At 61.9% G+C, this 19,005-nt stretch carries 19 protein-coding genes; 12 read left to right on the plus strand and 7 right to left on the minus strand.

The features are described from left to right. Positions 1-121: 121 nt before the first annotated feature. Entirely contained in the window at positions 122-625 is a 504-nt protein-coding gene (gene msrA, locus ABWW33_RS20105; protein ID WP_353403397.1) for a peptide-methionine (S)-S-oxide reductase MsrA, read from the minus strand. A gap of 196 nt (positions 626-821) precedes the next feature. Here msrA and ABWW33_RS20110 point away from each other — a divergent pair, with 196 nt between their 5' ends. The 6 genes from ABWW33_RS20110 to ABWW33_RS20135 all read left to right on the plus strand — a co-directional run bounded on the left by ABWW33_RS20110 (position 822) and on the right by ABWW33_RS20135 (position 4,930). Beyond that, positions 822-1,232 (plus strand): response regulator, encoded by a 411-nt coding sequence (locus ABWW33_RS20110; protein ID WP_176652699.1) that lies wholly within the window; start codon positions 822-824, stop codon positions 1,230-1,232. 69 nt (positions 1,233-1,301) lie between these two features. Continuing rightward, positions 1,302-1,490 (plus strand): hypothetical protein, encoded by a 189-nt coding sequence (locus tag ABWW33_RS20115; RefSeq protein WP_176652698.1) that lies wholly within the window; start codon positions 1,302-1,304, stop codon positions 1,488-1,490. Positions 1,491-1,665: 175 nt separating this feature from the next. Next, positions 1,666-3,096: a putative bifunctional diguanylate cyclase/phosphodiesterase gene (locus tag ABWW33_RS20120; RefSeq protein ID WP_353403398.1), complete on the plus strand. Its 1,431-nt coding sequence runs from the start codon at positions 1,666-1,668 to the stop codon at positions 3,094-3,096. Positions 3,097-3,156: 60 nt separating this feature from the next. After that, on the plus strand, positions 3,157-4,080 hold the full coding sequence (gene gcvA / locus ABWW33_RS20125) for a transcriptional regulator GcvA (protein ID WP_353403399.1): 924 nt from the start codon (positions 3,157-3,159) through the stop codon (positions 4,078-4,080). An 83-nt stretch (positions 4,081-4,163) separates the two neighbouring features. Further along, positions 4,164-4,619: an Ohr family peroxiredoxin gene (locus tag ABWW33_RS20130; protein ID WP_353403401.1), complete on the plus strand. Its 456-nt coding sequence runs from the start codon at positions 4,164-4,166 to the stop codon at positions 4,617-4,619. Between the two features lie 59 nt (positions 4,620-4,678). Further along, a complete protein-coding gene (locus ABWW33_RS20135; RefSeq protein WP_353403402.1) occupies positions 4,679-4,930 on the plus strand; it encodes a hypothetical protein in 252 nt (83 codons plus the stop codon). 5 nt (positions 4,931-4,935) lie between these two features. Here ABWW33_RS20135 and gudD read toward each other — a convergent pair whose 3' ends face one another. Together gudD and ABWW33_RS20145 are read right to left on the minus strand one after the other, a co-directional pair. After that, positions 4,936-6,279 carry a glucarate dehydratase gene (gene gudD, locus ABWW33_RS20140; RefSeq protein ID WP_353403403.1) on the minus strand — a complete coding sequence of 448 codons (1,344 nt, stop codon included), beginning with the start codon at positions 6,277-6,279 and terminating at the stop codon, positions 4,936-4,938. 132 nt (positions 6,280-6,411) lie between these two features. Then, complete coding sequence (locus tag ABWW33_RS20145) at positions 6,412-7,506, minus strand: LacI family DNA-binding transcriptional regulator (RefSeq protein WP_176652692.1); 1,095 nt, start codon at positions 7,504-7,506, stop codon at positions 6,412-6,414. 168 nt (positions 7,507-7,674) lie between these two features. Between ABWW33_RS20145 and ABWW33_RS20150 the strand changes: the two genes are divergently transcribed. Genes ABWW33_RS20150 through ABWW33_RS20165 form a run of 4 tightly spaced genes read left to right on the plus strand, consistent with a single transcriptional unit; the run spans position 7,675 to position 12,495 of the window. Beyond that, positions 7,675-10,314 (plus strand): xanthine dehydrogenase family protein molybdopterin-binding subunit, encoded by a 2,640-nt coding sequence (locus ABWW33_RS20150; protein WP_353403405.1) that lies wholly within the window; start codon positions 7,675-7,677, stop codon positions 10,312-10,314. After that, positions 10,311-10,838, plus strand: a complete 528-nt coding sequence (locus ABWW33_RS20155) for a (2Fe-2S)-binding protein (protein ID WP_353403406.1) — start codon at positions 10,311-10,313, stop codon at positions 10,836-10,838. The genes ABWW33_RS20150 and ABWW33_RS20155 overlap by 4 nt, the downstream gene beginning before the upstream one ends. Beyond that, a complete protein-coding gene (locus tag ABWW33_RS20160) occupies positions 10,835-11,845 on the plus strand; it encodes a hypothetical protein (RefSeq protein WP_176652689.1) in 1,011 nt (336 codons plus the stop codon). Before ABWW33_RS20155 ends, ABWW33_RS20160 begins: the two co-directional genes overlap by 4 nt. An 8-nt stretch (positions 11,846-11,853) precedes the next feature. Further along, positions 11,854-12,495, plus strand: a complete 642-nt coding sequence (locus ABWW33_RS20165; protein ID WP_353403407.1) for a hypothetical protein — start codon at positions 11,854-11,856, stop codon at positions 12,493-12,495. A gap of 45 nt (positions 12,496-12,540) precedes the next feature. Here the strand turns inward: ABWW33_RS20165 and ABWW33_RS20170 are convergent, their stop codons facing one another. Beyond that, the gene (locus ABWW33_RS20170; RefSeq protein ID WP_353403408.1) at positions 12,541-13,281 is read right to left on the minus strand and encodes an SDR family oxidoreductase; all 741 of its coding nucleotides are present in this window, start codon (positions 13,279-13,281) and stop codon (positions 12,541-12,543) included. A gap of 100 nt (positions 13,282-13,381) precedes the next feature. Here ABWW33_RS20170 and ABWW33_RS20175 point away from each other — a divergent pair, with 100 nt between their 5' ends. Further along, complete coding sequence (locus ABWW33_RS20175) at positions 13,382-14,299, plus strand: AraC family transcriptional regulator (RefSeq protein ID WP_353403410.1); 918 nt, start codon at positions 13,382-13,384, stop codon at positions 14,297-14,299. On the opposite strand, the gene ABWW33_RS20180 is transcribed toward ABWW33_RS20175, so the two are convergent. Then, complete coding sequence (locus ABWW33_RS20180) at positions 14,296-14,595, minus strand: hypothetical protein (RefSeq protein WP_176652685.1); 300 nt, start codon at positions 14,593-14,595, stop codon at positions 14,296-14,298. The two genes, ABWW33_RS20175 and ABWW33_RS20180, sit on opposite strands and share 4 nt — an antisense overlap. A 186-nt stretch (positions 14,596-14,781) precedes the next feature. Here ABWW33_RS20180 and ABWW33_RS20185 point away from each other — a divergent pair, with 186 nt between their 5' ends. Then, positions 14,782-16,419: a methyl-accepting chemotaxis protein gene (locus tag ABWW33_RS20185; RefSeq protein ID WP_353403411.1), complete on the plus strand. Its 1,638-nt coding sequence runs from the start codon at positions 14,782-14,784 to the stop codon at positions 16,417-16,419. Between the two features lie 20 nt (positions 16,420-16,439). Here the strand turns inward: ABWW33_RS20185 and ABWW33_RS20190 are convergent, their stop codons facing one another. Next, a complete protein-coding gene (locus ABWW33_RS20190; RefSeq protein WP_353403412.1) occupies positions 16,440-16,838 on the minus strand; it encodes a VOC family protein in 399 nt (132 codons plus the stop codon). Between the two features lie 112 nt (positions 16,839-16,950). Further along, positions 16,951-18,462, minus strand: a complete 1,512-nt coding sequence (locus ABWW33_RS20195) for a carboxylesterase/lipase family protein (protein ID WP_353403413.1) — start codon at positions 18,460-18,462, stop codon at positions 16,951-16,953. Between the last annotated feature and the right edge of the window lie 543 nt (positions 18,463-19,005).

Raw genomic sequence — 19,005 nt, forward strand, 5'->3', positions numbered from 1 at the left:
CTGACGGTGATGATGAAAACATGAGTCCACTGTAGGGATGGTGAGCCAAGTTTGCCTTCCGAATACCTTCCGAGAGCTAAGTGATTGTTTATAAACTATATTTCAAATCAAAAAAACAACATCAACGCTTCGGCAGTTGCCAGTCCGGGCGGATGAAATGGCAGGTGTAGCCGTTCGGAAGACGTTCCAGATAGTCCTGATGTTCGGGTTCCGCTTCCCAGAATGGGCCGGCGGGCGCCACTTCGGTCACCACTTTGCCCGGCCACAAACCGGACGCGTCGACGTCCGCGATGGTGTCTTCCGCCGTCGCCTTTTGTTGCTCGCTGGTATAGTAAATCGCCGACCGGTAACTGGTGCCGATGTCGTTGCCCTGGCGGTTGCGGGTGGTCGGGTCGTGGATCTGGAAGAAAAATTCCAGGATCTTGCGATAGCTGATGACCGCCGGATCAAAGACGATCTCGATCGCCTCGGCATGGGTGCCGTGGTTGCGATAGGTTGCGTTCGCCACATCGCCGCCGCTGTAGCCGACGCGCGTGGCCAGCACGCCGGGATATTTGCGCACCAGATCCTGCATGCCCCAGAAGCATCCGCCGGCCAGGATGGCCTTTTCCGTTACTGTAGTCATTATCTATCCTTTGTTGTATCGCATTGGTCTCCCCATGATTTAGTGACGTTATCCCTTTCTTCAAGGTTACTCACGCCGTCCTTACTGGGATATAATTTATTAACGGAAATCCCAAACACATTCCGTATCTCTTGCCCGGCCTGGACCCAGCCGAACGACCGCAACAGTCTTTGTTGCCCCTCTTTCGTTCAACATCATGGACCAGACCATCCCTGCCAAACGTATTTTAATCGTCGACGACAATCATCAGGCGGCCGATATCGCTGCGGAATTGCTCGCCCTGTACGGCCATCAGACGACGGTCGCCTATTCCGGCGCCGACGGATTGCGGACGGCCGCGGCCTTCGCGCCGGACGTGATCCTGCTCGACCTGGGCATGCCGGGCATGGACGGCTACGAGGTGGCCACCGCCTTGCGCGCGCTGCCGGAAAATCGCAACCTGGCGCTGGTCGCGTTCACCGCCTGGGGCGACGTGGCCACCCGGCAGCGCACGCGCAGCGTCGGCTTCGACCAGCACATCACCAAGCCGGCCAGCCTGGATGAAATCGTCAAGGGCATCGGCGCGGCTTGCGCGATGCGCGACAGTTTCGAGCGCAAGATTGCATAAAGCGCCAGGCCGTGCCCCGTTGAAATAATTTTTGTGCTACCGTTAATAAAAAAACGGGGAGGCATCAATATGCAATTCGAACGACGTTCGCGCCCAGACCGGGTCAAGGCCACTGCGGTCAACGCCGGCATCGCCATGGCGCAAAAAGACGGCCGCGAGGCTGCCGCCACATTCCTGGAAGACGCCGGCGTGCCGCTGCCGGTCATCGCCCGCGTGTTGAGCGAGCCGGAAAAGCGCCGCGCCGAAGACTTGCGCTAGCGGCGGCTGCCCGGTGCCGCCGCCCCGCTGCGGCGCGCACTCATCATTCAACTGCAAAACTATCCAGTCAGGCAAAACTAATGACTGGTCCACAACTATTCCTCTCCCTATGATAGCGACTGGTTGCGCTGTTTCGCGCGCAATACCGGCACGACCCACCGACAGGAGATAGACCATGCCGCCAGGAGCCAGCATCGCAGCCGCTGCCGAGCCGTTGTCCGGAAGCGCACCGTTCTCCCCGGCCGGCTGCACGCCAGCCTCGCAGATCCGGGAAGAGGTGGCCGAGCTGCGGCGCCGGCTGGACTTCCTGCTGCGCCACGACGCGCTGACGCTGCTGCCCAACCGCCTGCAACTGCGCCAGCGTTTCGAACGCGCCGCCGCGCCGGGCGCCGCGTTGACGCTGATGGCGGTCGACCTTTGCGACTTCAAGCACATGCGCGACAATCTCGGCCATGCCGACGGCGACGCCTTGCTGCTGCAGGCGGCGCACCGGCTACTTGCCTGCCTGCAGCCGGACGCCCTGCTGAGCCATCACGGCGGCGGCGAATTCACCATCCTGCTGACCGGCGACGCCGGCGACGCCCGGCAGATCGGCCAGGCGCTGCATGCCGCGTTTGTCGAACCGTTCGAGCTGGACGGCTTGATGCTGGCGCTATCGCTGAGCATCGGCATCGCACTGTTCCCGGCCGACGGCCGCACCTACGACGAGGTGCAGAAAGCCGCCGGCATCGCCTTGGCCCACGCCGCCGACGGCACGCGCGGCGGCTGCACCTTTTGCACCGGGCAGATGCGAGACGACACCGATCATCGGATGCGGCTGCACGGACAGCTGCGCAACGCCATCGGCCGCGACGAGTTGCTGCTGCATTATCAGCCGCAGCTGTCGGTCGGCAGCGGCCGCATGATCGGCATGGAAGCGCTGCTGCGCTGGCAGCGCACGGGCGGCGGCATGGAATATCCCGGCAGCTTCATTCCGCTGGCCGAACGCAGCGGCATGATCGTCCCCATCGGCGAATGGGTGCTGAACGAAGCCTGCCGCCAGGCGCGCGCCTGGCAGGACCAGGGCCATGCGCCGCTGACGGTCGCGGTCAATCTGTCGGCGCTGCAGTTCCGCCACGGCGACATCGTGGCCACCGTCGCGGCGGCGTTGCGGCGCTCCGGGCTGGCGCCGGCGCAGCTGGAACTGGAGCTGACCGAATCGATCCTGCTGCACGACAGCGACAGCGTCAACCGCTCGCTGCAGGCACTCAAGACAATGGGCGTGGCGCTGTCGATCGACGACTTCGGCACCGGCTATTCGAATTTGTCGTACCTGAAAAGCCTGGCGGTGGACAAGCTCAAGATCGACCAATCGTTCGTGCGCGGGCTGGGCGAGGACGCCGGCAACAGCGCCATCGTCAAAGCCATCATCCAGCTCGGCCACACGCTGCAGCTGTCGGTGATCGCCGAGGGCGTGGAAACCGGCCGCCAGCTGGAGGAGCTGGTGGGACTGGGCTGCGACGCGGCGCAAGGCTACTACTTCAGCAAGCCCTTGTCGGCGGTCCAGTTTGGCGACTTGCTGCGCCAGCAATCTTGCCTGAACGACGATTATCGAGTTGTAAGTTAGACGCGTTGCGGCGCGACTATGCTGAAACTATGTTCAAAGTTAGCCGCATACACGATGCAGATGAAATACGAAGGAGCCCTACCGCGCACGCCGCCGTTGCAGGCGTTGCGCGCATTCGAGAGCGCGGCCCGGCTGGGCAGCTTTGCCCAGGCCGCGCTGGAATTGAGCCTGACTTACGGCGCGATCGGGCAGCAGGTACGCGCGCTCGAAGGCATGCTGGGCGTGCCGCTGTTCGACCGCGTCGGGCGCGGCGTGATGGTGACCGAGGCCGGTGCCCGCTATGCCAGGCGCACGCGCGCCCTGCTGCTGGAGCTGGCCGCCGCAACCGCCGAGATGGCCCGCGCCGACGCCGCCAACCGCCTGACGCTCAGCGTGCTGCCATCGTTCGCGGCGCGCTGGCTGGTCAAGCGGGTCGGCGCGTTCATCGACGCCAACCCCGATCTGGAACTGATCATCGAGACGTCGACGCAGCTGGCCGACCTGCGCTGCGGCGACGTCGACCTGTGCATCCGCTTTGGCGTCGGACCATGGGAGGGGCTGGCGTGCGAGCGGATACTGGACGATGAATACTATCCGGTGTGCGCGCCCGGTTACTGGCCGGCGGCGCTGCCGCCGGAGCCGGCCGCGCTGCGGCGGTTTCCGCTGTTGCTGTGCCATGACGAGCCGTGGTCGCCATGGTTGCAGGCGGCCGGGCTGCACGATATCAGCGAACCGCGCGGCACCACCTACAGCGATGCCGTCAATCTGCTGCAGGCGGCCAGGGAGCGGCAGGGAATCGCGCTGGCGCGGCATTCGCTGGTGCAGGACGACATCGCCAGCGGTGCGCTGGTGCGGCTGTTCCAGATCAGCGTGCGTAGTCCGCGCTCGTATTTTCTGGTGTCCACCCAGACCCTGTCCAAGGCCGCCAAGGTGCGCCGCTTCCGCGCCTGGCTGCTGACCCAGCTCGGCTGCGCCGTCGTTCAGAAAGCGCTTGACAGTGCCTGAGTTGTGGCGCATGATGCATTCCATCGCATGCGACATAAGCGTATGCGCCACTTAAACCACCACTGAAATCAAAGGAAAACATCATGAGCAAAATTCAAAAAGTCCTGGCCACCGGCAAAACCCACACCACGTCCAACGACGCCGGCGGTTTCGCGCGCAGCCATGAAGGTCACGTCAACATTCACCTGACGGCGCCGGGCAACAGCGCGGTGCGCGAACACGTGTTTGCCGACATCCAGCCGCATCCGACCGCCGAGCAACTGTTTGCCGGCGCCTGGTCGGCCTGCTACAGCGCCGCCGTCGGCATCGTGGCCAAGGAAAAGAAAGTGGAACTGCCGGTCGATACCTCGGTGGATATCGAAGTCGACTTGGGCGTGGCAGGCGACGAATATCTCCTGCAGGCGCGCATCAGCCTCAACGTGCCGGGCCTGGACCAGGAAGTCGCCACCGCGATCGCCCACGCCGCCGACCAGATGTGCCCGTACTCGAAAGCCACCCGGGGCAATATCGACGTGGTGTTGACAGCTGTCGTCGCTTAATTTTTGATCATTAAAAGCGCATGCGATATAATAGTGTGCGCATACCATTGGAGTTTCACATGACGGCCACGCCATCCAACTACCAACCGATCAGCTGCGAGTTTCACGACCTGCTGGAAGTGCACGCGACCCGGCGCAAGCCGGCGCGGATCGCCTTCCTCGACGCGGACGGCGCCGAGCAGTTGCGCAACGCGGTCATCACCGACGTGTACGCGAAAGCCGGCGCCGACTACCTGGCCATGAGCACCGGCGAAACCTTGCGTCTCGACCAGCTCATCGAAGTCGACGGCGCCAGGCTTGCCGATTACTGACGGGGCTAGCGCACCAGGCAGGGCTTTTTGTTGTTGAACTTCCAGGCGGGGATCAGGAACTGCATGGCGACCGCGTCGTCGCGCGCGCCCAGGCCCATGCCGCGGTACAGCTGGTGCGCCGCCTCGATCCGCTCTATGTCCAGCTCGACACCCAGGCCAGGCGCGGCCGGCACGTCGATCAGCCCGCCGACGATGCGCAGCGGTTGCTTGGTCAGCTGCTGGCCGTCCTGCCAGATCCAGTGGGTATCGATGGCGGTGATGTCGCCCGGCGCGGCGGCCGCGACCTGGGTGAACATCGCCAGCGAAATATCGAAGTGGTTGTTTGAATGCGAACCCCAGGTCAGGCCCCACTCCTGGCACATCTGCGCCACGCGCACCGAGCCCTGCATGGTCCAGAAATGCGGATCGGCCAGCGGAATGTCGACCGATTGCAGCTGGATCGCATGGCCCATCTCGCGCCAGTCGGTGGCCACCATATTGGTCGCCGTGCGCAGGCCCGTGCTGCGGCGGAACTCGGCCATCACCTCGCGGCCCGAGTAGCCGTCCTCCGCGCCGCACGGATCTTCCGCGTAGGCCAGCACGTGGCCCTGGTCGCGGCACAGCCGGATCGCATCCTTCAGCAGCCAGCCGCCGTTCGGATCGAGCGTGATGCGGGCGTTCGGGAAGCGCTCGGCCAGCGCCGTCACCGCTTCCATTTCTTCCTCGCCACGCAGCACGCCGCCCTTGAGCTTGAAGTCGTTGAAGCCGTAGCGGGCATAGGCCGCCTCGGCCAGGCGCACGATGGCGTCCGGCGTCATCGCCGTTTCGTGACGCAGGCGCAGCCAGTCGTCCTGCTCGCCGGCGCCATCCAGGTAAGGCAGGTCGGTGGCCTTGCGATCGCCGACGAAGAACAGGTAGCCCAGCGCCTCGACCTGGTCGCGCTGCTGGCCGTTGCCCAGCAGCGCTGCGACCGGCACGCCGAGGAACTTGCCCAGCAAATCGAGCAGCGCAGACTCCACCGCCGTGACGGCGTGCACCGCCACCCGCAGGTCGAAGGTTTGCTGGCCGCGGCCGCCCGCGTCGCGCCCGGCGAACGCGGTGCGCATGCGGTTGAGGATGCGCTGGTAGTGGCCGATGGGCTGGCCGACCACCAGCTCGGCGGCGTCGTCGATGGTTTGCCGTATGCGCTCGCCGCCCGGCACTTCGCCTGCGCCGGTGTTGCCGGCGCTGTCGGTCAGGATCACGATGTTGCGGGTGAAGTAAGGGCCGTGGGCGCCGCTGAGGTTGAGCAGCATGCTGTCATGGCCGGCGACCGGGATCACCTGCAGCTTGACGACGGTGGGAGTGCCCGCCTGAATTGATTGATTCATGTTGATGTTCTTCAAGGTAAAGATAGCGACGCGCCCAATTTTTCACGCAAAACGGTACCGCTACCAAATTTAATGGTAGCGGTACCGTTTTAGCGTGTCAACCGATAATTGCGTGGAATTGCTCAAATTGCATCACACGCTGTCGCGTTCGATGATGGTGAAGCCGATGTCGCAGCACGGCTCGGCCACGACGCGGCCGGCGGCCCGGTCCATGATGAATTGCGCGGCCGTGCGGCCGATGGCGGTGCCGTCGACGCGCACCGTGGTCAGCGCCGGCTGCAGGTCGCGGGCGAAACCCAGGTCGCCAAAGCTGATCAGCGCCAGCTGCGACGGGATGGCGATGCCGCGCGCGGCCGCTTCGATCATCACGCCGATCGCCATCATGTCGGAGCTGCAGAACAAGGCGTCGATCTCCAGGCCGCGGCTCAGCAGTTCGCACAGGCCGCTGCGCCCGCCGCCCAGCGTGGTCGGCGCCGGTACGGAGCAGCACGGCACCTCGCCGTCGGCCTGCCCCATGCCCAGTTCGGCGGCGGCCTTGCGGAACGCGCCCGCGCGACGCAGGCTGCGGTCGTCGTCGCCGCTGATGGTGGCAACCCGCCGGCGGCCGGCGGCATGCAGGTAGCGCGCCACGGCGATGCCGATCTGTTCGTGCGAGAAGCCGACCAGCATGTCGATCGGGGTCGGCGTCAGGTCCCAGGTTTCCACCACCGGGATGCCGCTGGCCTTCAGCTTGCGCCGCGCCTCTTCCGTATGCAGGGCGCCGGTCAGCACGATGCCGTCCGGACGGCGGCCGATGATGGCGTCCAGCAGCGCGTCCTCGCGCGAGTTTTCATAGCCGCTCTGGCCCAGCATCAGCTGGTAGCCCGACTCCTCCAGCGTGCGCGTCAGCGACTGTATGGTTTCCAGGAACACCGGACCGGACAGGTTAGGCACCACCGCCGCCACCAGCCGGCTTTTCTTCGAGGCCAGGGCGCCGGCAAGCAGGTTAGGCACATAGCCGGTCTTGGCGACGGCGGCGCGCACTTTTTTCAGCACCTTGGCCGACACGGCGTCGGGCGTGTTGAGCGCGCGCGATGCGGTGATCGGCGCCACGCCGGCCACCAGGGCCACGTCGCGCAGCGTCAGGCCGCCGGTCTTGTTGCGGCGGCCCGGACGGGCCGGCTCCGTTGCCGTCGATACGCTCGTCGCGGCGGCCGCGTCGCGGATAGTGGAAACATTTTTTTTCATTGACTAGCGTAGTTGGGCAATTGAGACCAATTATAAAACGTTTCACTGGCGGTAACGGCCATCAATTCGGCCATCGCCATTGCTGCCACAGCGCAACAATTGGAGAGTTTTCCAATTGTCAACTTATCTATAATCGGTCCACGAACGGCTTTTTACCGGTGGATGAATATGGATATTTCTTCGGAAGTCACGCGTCGTACCTTCTTGAAAGTGCTGGCCAGCGGCGCCACGGTCAGCCTGTCCGTGACCAGCCTGAGCGCGCTGGCCATGAACGCCTCAAGGCCCAGGATGACGGAGGTGCCGGAATGGGCGCCCGAACCGGGCAAGGCGCGCTGGCGCATCGACGGCATGCAAAAGGTGCTGGGGCAGAAAATCTACGCGCGCGACTTCAAGGCCCGCGACTTCAAGGATTGGCCCCAGGACGGCGAGTACTTCCTGTACGCCGTGCGCTGCGACCGCTACGACCAGGTTATCGACAGCTACGACCTGAGCATACTGCCGAAGGAACTGCAACCGGTGGCCGTCATCGACGCGGCGGCGCTGGTCGCCAAGAAGATGAATTTGGCCAGCAACATGAACAGCCCTTTCCTGGCGACGCTCGGCAAGCCGGCGGACTTTTTCGGGCAGCCGGTGGTGATGCTGATCTTCGCCAGTTTCGACATCTACCGCCACGCCGTAAAGATCCTGCAGTTCAATCCCGCCGTTATCTCCTACGGCGCCAAGCAGAGCACCAGGCGCACCGTCTACTCCCCCGCCACCAGCTACGTGCGCGACGACACGCAGAATTTCAACTACGTGTACAGCGCCGACTACGAGACGCGCCAGGCTGACGTGGCCAAGCAGATCAAGGCCAGCATCGACCGCCAGACCTGGTCGACTTTTGCGCGCACCTTCTACACGCAGACCATCGATCCGATGTTCATGGAACCGGAGTCCGGCCTAGCGTGGTACGACCCGGGGCCGCAGCAACTGAACCTGGTGCTGGGCACGCAATCGCCGACCGGCGACGCGTATGACGCCGCCGGCATCTTCGAAAACAGCGCCTTCCCGGTGAAGGACATCGACCTGGTGTCGTGCTACCCCGGCGGCGGATTCGGCGGGCGCGACCAGTCGTACTTCTCGATGTACCTGTCGATGGCGGCGCCGTTTTCGGCCAAGCCCTTGCGCTGGGCGCAGAACCGCTTCGAACAATTCCAGATCGGCTTGAAGCGCTGCGAGACCCACTTCCGCGAAACGCTCGCCGTGGACAGCAGCGGCATGATCCAGGCGATCGATTGCAATTTCACGCTGAACGGCGGCGACCAGAAAAATCTCAGCCCGTATGTCGCGCAGCTGGCCGCGCTGAGTTCCATGAGCTGCTACAACATCCCGCGCGCCGTCGCCACCGCCAGCGCGATGCAGACGCCGCAATTGCTGGGCGGTTCGCAGCGCGGCTTCGGCGGACCGCAAGCCTTCATCGCGATTGAAACCCTGCTCGACGAAGCGGCGCAGACGCTGAAGATCGATCCGTTTGCGCTGCGCCGGAAAAACCTGCTGGCAAAAAATCACGGCGCCACCGTGACAGGCGCGCCGATACTGCAGGACCTGCAACTGGACGACATGCTGAAGCGCCTGGAGCAGCATCCGCTGTGGCAAAACCGCGCGGCCGTACAGCAGGCCAAGAAGCGCGAGGGCTTGTTGTACGGCGTGGGCTTCGCGATGTCCAACGAAGCCTACGGCACTTCCGGAGACGGCATGTTCGGCGCGGTGCAGATCGAGCCGACCGGCACCATCACGGTCTACACGCCGTATGTCGACATGGGCAACGGCGCGGCCACCGCGCTCGGCCTCGCGCCGGCCGCCTATTTGGGGCGCAACGCCAACAGCATCAACATGGGCGAAACCCAGTTGTTCGACGCCCTGAACCTGACGACCAAACCCGCCACGCCGACGCCGCCCAACTACGTGCTAAAAAGCTCCGGCTCGTCCAGCGCCTGCCTGGGCGCCTTCTATCAGTACCACGTGGTCGAGCAGGCAGGGCTGGCGCTGATCTTGCAAAGCCTGCTGCCTGCCGCGCAGGCCTTGTGGAAAGCGTCGCCGCCCGCCTCCGCGCTGAGCTGGAAGGACAACCGGCTGCATGCGGGCGACCTGCCGTCGCTGCCGTGGTCGGCGCTGATCAAGCAGGCGATGCGGATGAAATTGCCGATGGTGGCGGTGGTGCACGCCAGCTACGTCGGCGCGTTCGCCACGGCGCAATATGCGTTCACCAGCGGCGCCGCCACGGTTCCGCTCGACTATATCGCGATGGGCGCCACGGTCGACACGCTGCAGCCCCTGACCCGCAGCCAGTTGAACAACCCGCCGGCGATCAACAACAAATTCGGCCGCACCACATACGCGCCGTGCGGCTCGCTGGTTGCCGCCACCATCAATCCGCAGAACGGCCAGATCGCGATCGAATCGGTGGTGTCGGTGCTGTGCGCGGGCGTGCTGCATTGCCCGCAGATGGTGTCCGGACAATCCCAGGGCGCAATCGCCATGGCCATCGGCAACGTGCTGCTCGAGCATTGCCCCAACAACGAGTCCGGGCCGGGCAACGGCACCTGGAACCTGAACAAATACGCCATCGCGCGCTCCACCGACATCCCGAAACAGGACCTGGTGATACTGCCGCCGGCGCCCGGCGAGACCACGGCGCGCGGCATTGCCGAAGCGGTCATGTGTCCGATCGCGCCGTCCATCCTGAATGCGCTGGCCATGGCCACCGGCGGCCAGCGCTACACCATGCTGCCGGTGACGGCGCACAACGTCCTGGAGTCATTGAAATGAGACAGCCCATCCACTTCCATATCAATGACAAACCGGTGCAGGCCGATGCGGCCGACAGCGACATGGCCCTGATCGATTTCCTGCACGAGCGCCAGAACCTCACCGGCATCAAGTTCTGCTGCGGCATCGGCGTCTGCCGCGCCTGCACCGTCGCCACGCGCAACGAAAAAGGCGCGCTGATGGAGAAGACGCTCTCCTGCTCCACGCCGGTCAGCGCGGTGCAGGACATGCGGATCTATACGGTGGAAAGCCTGGGCACGCAAGAAGCGCTGGCGCCGTTGCAGCTCGCCTTCCTGGAGAACTTCTCCTTCCAATGCGGCTACTGCGCGCCGGGATTCCTGATGGCGGCGACGGCCATGCTGTCGCACCTGAAGGACGCGCCGGTCTACGCCGAGCACCTCGACGAGGTCATCAACACCTGGGTCGGCGGCAACCTTTGCCGCTGCACCGGCTATGTGCGCTACATGGAGGCGATACGCCAGGTGGCGCTGCCCTATACCAAAGCGCGCGAGGAGGAGAAATGAAAATCACGTCATTGCTGTCCGCCCTGTGCCTGGCTGCGGCCGTCGGCGGCGCGCACGCGGCTACGCCCAAGATCGTCACCCAAAGCCTGCAGGAATATGGCCAGGAATGCGCCGAGATGATCGGACAGATTCCGGCCTTCGACTGCCTCGACGGCACCATCGTGCCGATCACCGTCGACGGCAAGACGCCGACCGAATACACGTCCGGCATGACCTGCGACCGCCCCGCCCTGCTGCCGTACAAGCCGGACTCGTTCGGCCAGTGCACGCCGTATTCGCGCATCCTGAATTTTTCCCGCGACAAGGTGCAGATCTCGGCCTTCTGCCGGCGCGAGCAATTGCGCGATCCGAAGAGCGTGATGTTCGACGAGGTCGACATCATCGCGCACAACGCCAACAGCGGCAAAACCTGCTGGTTCCATGCGGAAGACAAGCCGGGCCAGCGCGGCGGCTTCGACGCCTCGCGCGTGCCGCCGCCGAATGAGAAGGTGGCGCCGCCCAAGCGCGTCTCCGCCAAGGACTTCTGGTGGACGCCGGGCCGCACCGCGCAGAAGAACTGCGCCAGCTGCCACGACGCCGATCCGTTCATGTACAGCCCGTGGCTGGGCCAGGTGTGGCACAAGGTGCCGACCGATCCGCTGGGCCGCTACAGCAACATCGGCAAGGATTTCGCGTCGTGGCATTCGAACAGCATCAGCACGCGCGATAACACCTGCGTCGGCTGCCACCGCATCGGCGACCAGGCCAGCTGCTCGGTGTATATCCCCATGGCCACCGGCAAGATCAGCCCGAAAGGCGGCGACGCGCTGGCGATGAGTTATCCGCTCAGCCACTGGATGCCGGTCAATAACGATCAGACCAAGGCGTTCTGGACCAAGGCCAACTTGGAATCGCTGCAGAAGATCATGACCTGCTGCGACGATCCGAAGAACCCGATCTGCACGATTACGCCGATTATTACACCGGCACAGCGCAGCAATGCTCCACCAGCAAACCTCCCACGTTGAGAGACCATATGCCATTTCACATGCCCTATCGCAACTATGCCCCAGGTGATTTATTTTATGGCTTGGGTTGGAGAAGAGCCGCGTTAATGCAACAACTCACACAAGCCACAGGCATGCCTAGTGGTGACCGGCTAGGATGGATAGATCTGTTTCTATTTCCTATCAATCAATATCAGGCGCCAGAAGCCATACAACTTAATACAAGTTTTGCCGAGACACTGACGAATCATCCCAAATACAATCGTGCGTTGGACGGCGATCATGTGGGCATTGAAGGAAATGCCGAATGGCGTGCAAAATCAAAAGGTGGACTGTTATGGGCAACCACGGTGGCAAACAAGCATGTGCATTTTTGTCTTGATGGCTTGGTAATGGACCAAGTGGTAGGGAAGAGCTATCCTGGCAGGCTTGGCACAGGCGTCGGCAGGGATTCGCCTCCAGGAACACCAGCGCATGAGAAAGAACGCTCTATCACTGGATCCGAGTTGCGTTGGTTGTACCGTTGGCGGCGCAATCCGCAAGTAAGTTCCTTAATTCAATTTTGGCGCTACGACTCATTTCACAAAAAATGGGTGCAGTGCTCGCCGCCTTGGGAATGGCACAACAGCGTTTGGGCAACATACAATCCCACAACTGAATGGCACCCTTAGTCGTGCAGGTCATCAAGAGCCGACAGTTCGCACCCTGACAATCAGCTAGGGCTGAAACAGCGCAACAGCATCGGCACCAGCCACCTGGCGAAGCGGACATGACGGATCGTTCGCCGCACGCCATACCGCTTCCGCCACATCCGCCGCGTAAGTGACAGCAGTCGACTGCCCCCATGCCTCGAACACGCTCTGCGCCAGGCCGGCATAGGCCTCGGGGATCGCGCCCTCCATGCGTGACCGTGCGTTCTCGCCGAACTTGGTCGTCGGCGAACGTCCCGGCAGCACCAGGTTCACCCGCACGTTAAATTGCTGCAGTTCCAGCGCAAGCGACTCAGTGAACGCATTGACCGCCGCCTTGCTCGCCGTGTACACAGACAGCAGAGGCAGCGGCATCAGCGTCACGCTCGACGTCACGTTCACGACGACACCCGCCCGCCGCAGCCGGAACTGCGGCAGCACCGCCTGCGTCATCGCGATCGTGCCAAAAGTGTTCGTCTCGAAGACCTCGCGCGCGGTTGCCATCGAGATGCCCTCCAACGCACCCAGCGTGCCTATGCCCGCGTTGTTGACCAGCACGTCGATCGGCCCGGCCTCCTCCACCGCGCGGCGGATGCTGTCGGCATCGGTGACATCGAGCGCGATCACGCGCAGGTGCTCGGAATGCGGCAGCACATCCTCGCGCGGCGTGCGCATGGTGGCGACGACCTTCCATTCGCGATCGAGGAAGTATTGGGCGGTTTCGAGGCCGAAACCGGATGAGCATCCGGTGATGAAGACGGTTTTCATGGCGACTCCTGTTGAGTGGTTTGCAGTAGCCAAACTATAGTGCGCAGCCTCCGGACTTGCTACAATCAAGAGTCCACTTTTAATTAGCAATAGTCCAGATATGATCGATCCGCTCGCCGAGGTTGTCACGCTGCTGCAACCGCAGGCCCGGTTCTCGAAAGTCGTCAACGCCGCGGGTTCGTGGCGGGTGCGGCGCACGGAATCCGGGCAGCCGTTCTACTGCGTGATCCTTGAAGGCTCGTCCCGGCTTGAAGTCAATGGTCACGAGCCGATCCAGCTGCAGCAAGGCGACTTTGTCCTGGTTCCGTCGGCATACGCATTCACGATGACCAGCCTGGAGCCGCCGGCATTGGAGTATCTGGATAGCCCGCCTGTCCTGCTGCCGAATGGCGAGTTCAGGCACGGCCCTCAGGACATACCGGCCGACACGCAGCTGCTGGTAGGCCACTGCACCTTCGGCTCGCCCGATGCGGCCTTGCTGGTTTCGCTGCTGCCGCAACTGGTGCACGTACGCGGCGAGAAGCGGCTGGCCACGATCGTGCAGCTGGTGGGAGAGGAATCGCGATCGGCGCGGCCCGCGCGCGAAGTGATCCTGGCGCGGCTGCTGGAGGTGCTGTTGATCGAAGCGCTGCGCTCCGCAGCGGGAACTGCCGCGTCGCCGGGCTTGCTGCGCGGCCTTGCCGACGAACGCCTCGCTGTCGCGCTACGGCGCATCCACGAAAACATGACCAAACCCTGGACCGTCGCGCAGCTGGCGAAAGAGGCAGCTCTTTCACGCTCGACGTTCTTCGAGCGCTTCAGCCGCGCATTGGGCGTCGCGCCGATGGAGTACCTGCTCGCCTGGCGCATGGCGTTGGCGAAGAACCTGCTGCGGCGGCAAGAGGCTGGCATCGCCGAGGTGGCCGAACGCGTCGGCTACGGTTCGGCCAGCGCGTTCAGCGTCGCCTTCACCCGCCATGTCGGACTGCCGCCGGCGCGTTACGTGCGAGAGCAACTGGCGGCGCAGACGCCGAATTAATCCTGCGGCAGCTCGCGGATCTCCACGCCACCGCCGGCTTCGTAATGCGGATTGCCGACCAGGAAGCGCGCGGCATCGTCGATGCTCGTCGCACGCACGCGCAGGAAACCGGTGACGTCCAGGCTGGCGGAATCGGTGGGGGCGCCTTTGCGATACAGCGCGCCCTGGCCGATGGAACTGCCGCCGTCGAACTGGCCGCTTTGCCGCAGGCCGGTGATATAGGCTTCCCACAGCGCGCTGCTGGCGGCATCAGGGTGGGCGGTATCGTCAAGCATGAGGATGATGTAGTCGTTCATGGTCTCTCGCGGTGTCGGCTTGATTCTGTATTTTATCAGCGCACCACCGGGATTTTGCGGCTCAGGAATAAATGAGCACCTTTTTGAGTCTCCTATAGCGCGGGATACTTTGATGCAATCTTCATCTCGCAACCCTGTCGTTTCGACATGGTTTTCGTGATGAATTTTGTGTCTAAGGTGAAAAAAATGAAATTGGTAAATCTGAAGGTCGCCGTCCGCCTCAGCCTGGCATTTGGCGTGATTCTTTTTTTCCTTGCGGGTATCGCCTATATCGGTTGGTCAGCCTTGAGTTCGACCAAGGCCAGATTGGACCTTATTACGACCCAGAATAATGCCGAAACAATGTATGCCAATAAGATTCGCAAAGATCTGGACATCGTTGCGCGATCAATTTACAGCTACATCTTGTACAAGGATGCGGGCACGAGACAGCAAATGATGAAGCGCATCGTCGATGTCCGCAAAGACATGGACGATGCCTACGACCGCCTTGGCGAAATTGTGCGGCGCGAAAATAATGGGAAAGCTGTGCAGTTATTTTCCGATATGAAGGCAGGTCGTAACGAAACGCGTCCACTCTTCAGCAACGTTATTGCGCTGGTTGATGGAGGAAAAACCGAGGAGGCGACGGAGTTTTTGCATCAATCATTGCAGGGGCCGCAAGAAAAGTGGTTTGCGGCAGTCCAGGGCATGACCGATCTGCAGGAAAAGGAAGATCAGGATTCCATCAATGAAATGAACCACGAATACGCTCTGGCGGTGAGATTTCTGATTATCGCAGTGCTGCTCGCCATCGCAGCAGGATCCTTTTTAGCGTGGGTGATCACGCGCGGACTGCTTGAGCAGTTAGGTGGCGAGCCCAGTTATGCCGCGGAAATCGCAGCAAGAATCGCCCAAGGCGATCTTGCCGTGCATATCGACCTGGAAACGGCTGACAAGGCGAGCCTGCTGTTTGCGATTAAATCCATGCATGACAGCCTGGCCAAGATTGTCAGCGAAGTTCGCGCCGGCACTGAAGCCATCGCCACCGAGTCAAGCCAGATTGCCAGCGGGACGACGGACTTGTCCGCCCGGACCGAAGCGCAAGCCAGTTCTCTTGAAGAAACCGCAGCTTCCATGGAAGAGCTGACAAGTACCGTGAAACAGAATGCGGACAACGCCAGCAAGGCCAATCAATTGGCGGTATCGGCATCGGATATCGCCAGCAAGGGTGGGACTGTCGTGATGCAAATGGTGGACACGATGGGCTCGATCAATGAGTCTGCGAAGAAGATTGTCGACATCATCGGGGTGATCGACAGCATAGCGTTCCAGACCAATATCCTGGCGTTGAACGCCGCCGTTGAGGCGGCTCGGGCCGGAGAGCAAGGAAGAGGTTTTGCCGTCGTCGCAGGTGAGGTGCGCAATCTGGCGCAACGCTCGGCAAGTGCGGCGAGGGAAGTCAAGGCGCTGATAGACACGTCGGTCGAGAAAATCGGCATTGGTACCAGACTCGTCGATCAGGCCGGAGCCTCCATGCAGGAAATTGTCGAGAGCGTCGGACGGGTGACCGATATCATGGGTGACATTACGGTGGCGGGCCAGGAACAAACTGCCGGCATTGAGCAAATCAATACCGCCGTCGCGCAGATGGATCAAGTCACGCAGCAAAACGCCGCGCTTGTGGAGGAAACCGCCTCTACCGCTGAGTCGATGCGCAATCAAGCCACGCATCTGGCACAACTGGTCAGTGTGTTCAAGCTTGTGCCGGCGCCGGTGAAGAACCTGGATGCGGATCGCAAAAGCAGCCGGAAAATTCATTTGCTTTCCTCTGCAATCCGCTAGGCGTGCGCCCCGAGGAATGATCAGGCTTCCGGCGCCGACCAGACCAGATTCCACAGGTGGCCATCGATATCCTCGAAGCCCTGGTCATACATAAAGCCATGGTCTTCGGGCGGATGCGGTATGCGGCCACCAGCGGCAAGGGCCTTGGCGATCAGGCTGTCCACCTCATCCCGGCTTTCGCAAGTCAGGCAAATGACGACTTCATTCGCTTCCTTTGCATTCACGACGGGCTTGTCGATCAGGGACTGGAAGAAGGGTTCGCTCGTCAGCATAGCCCGGATGGTGTCGTCGACGATGTTCATGAACGCCGCTTTCTCTCCGCTAAATCGGGGATCGAAGGTAAAGCCGAGAGCGGAAAAGAAGGCCTTGGATTTGTCCAGGTTCTTCACGGGCAGGTTCAAGATGATCTGTTTGTTCATGGCGCTTCCTTGGTTAGGGTGGAATGGGCAATCGGTACTTCATCCCTACGACGAGTGACGGCATACAAAATCGACACGCTCGCGAAAAAATATTTTCCGCTCGCGCGGATGACTAATCCTTGCCGGCCCGCTGAAATAACGGGAAGTCCGGCAGCCGGTCCTGGTCGCCGATGCGGAAGATGGACGCATTCGATCCATCGAATGCCGGCCAGGCCGGCAAGCCTTTTCCGTTTGGATTTCCGGTGCGGGCGAAATTAACCCAGGTATCGGCAAGCCTGGTCGACAATTGCCGGTCCTCCTTGCTCCACGGGCGCTGGTCCTGATCGATATTGTCGAACACGTACGGCAGCTCGGCGCCATGGCCTGCGCCACAGCCATAACCGCAAGGTGTCAGCGGCTGCACCGGCCGGTGAGCAAAGAAATAGACATACGGTTTGGATCGCCCGTATTTCGCCTGAAGTCCCGACCAATACCACGTGCGCCAGCCCCACCAGTCGCTGGTGAATTGAAGCATTGAGGCTTGGGCCTCGGCATTGGTGGAAGCGGGATAGGCCGCCAGCAATGCATCGGAAGGCGCATAGCCCAGCATCTGCCCCATCAGTTCGCGATGGTTGGCCACCTTGAAATCGCCGGTGCCCAGGATTTCCGGCGCCAGGTCGTTGCCCTCCTCCGCGTTCCATCCCGCCAGCAAGGGAACGTCATTTTGACGGTGATTGCGGTATGCCGTGGGCAAGTCTTCGCGCAATACATAACCGTCGATAATCGCGCGCGGCGACCATGCCGATTTGTGCAAGGCTTCGACACTCATGCCGCGCAACTCCGCCAGATTATGCGCGCCCACGGTCTTGGTGTATGCCTCCGCTTTTGCCTCGGCGCTCTTGCGGTCGTACTGACTGTTGAAGATATCGCTGCCACTCTCGGCGATGGCACGCTGGAACAACCCCTTTGCCAGAGGCGACGCGATCAGGATCGCAACAGATCCGGCGCCGGCGGACTCCCCCATGATCGTCACGCGGTCGGCATCGCCGCCAAAGGCTGCGATATTGCTTTTCACCCAGCGCAAGGCCGCGATCTGGTCCAGGATGCCCTGGTTGCCGGAGACATGGTCCGGCGACTCCGCCGTCAGTTCCGGGTGCGCAAAGAAACCCCATATTCCGAGACGATAGTTGATCGTGACGATGATCGCGCCGCGCTTCGCCAGATTGGCGCCGTCGTACCTTGGCTGCGCGGCGGTGCCGCCGTAGTATCCGCCCCCATAAATCCAAACGATGACGGGAAGTTTCTTGGCTTTTTCAGGCGCCCAGATGTTGAGATAGAGGCAGTCTTCGCTTTTGGGCATCGTGATCCACACGGCGGTCTGGGCGCAAGCAGCAGAGAAGCTGCGCGCCTCCTTGACGCCGGTCCAGGGCACGACGGGTTCCGGCGCCCGCCACCGCAGATTGCCGACCGGTGGCGCGGCGAAGGGAATGCCGAGATAGGTCGTCAGCGAGCCCACTCGCGAGCCGACGACTTCGCCGCCGGTGACTTTTACCGGGCTTAGCTCGGCGGCATGTCCGAGACTGGCCGAAAGCGCTACAAGGCACAATGCGAGCAAGGTGCACGCACGAAAATTCATCGTCATCATTTCTCCTGGTTTTGGCAGCTTGGTCTGGGCGGCGCTCGAACCAACTCATCCAAACGAGGGAAATGCTAACAGCATTCTGATCAGCACAACTCAGTCAGAGCCACTGGATTTGAAGAGATAACAAAAAACCCGCTTCTCGTATGGAGAGAGCGGGTTTTCAAACTTTTTGGTATTTCTTACTGTTGAGTTCTGGTCGCTTGCCGGAATCGAATTCCCTATGAAAAAAGCCCTGCGGGACCTGAAATGTCCCTCCGTGGTCCCTCAAGCGGGCACATGTTCGCCAGTATGGTTCCAAACATGGATCCAGTTCAATTGATGATGGCCAAATTTGCGCCTTTTCGCGTTTGACCCGTACCACGCGCCAAGGTTCAATCTCGTACCTCACCTATTTCAGACGTGACATTTCGCGCATCTTTCATGCATGCAAGATGTTATCCGTAAGCGTCTCCCCGGTGACGTCTTGAGTGGAGCGACAAATTAATCGATGATGGCATCACCCCGCTGGGAAGCGGCGTCATCTCAAAGGGCTGCTGGTAGGTTGCA

Source organism: Duganella hordei (assembly GCF_040369125.1).
In the GTDB taxonomy this organism is placed as follows: Bacteria; Pseudomonadota; Gammaproteobacteria; order Burkholderiales; family Burkholderiaceae_D; genus Rugamonas; species Rugamonas hordei.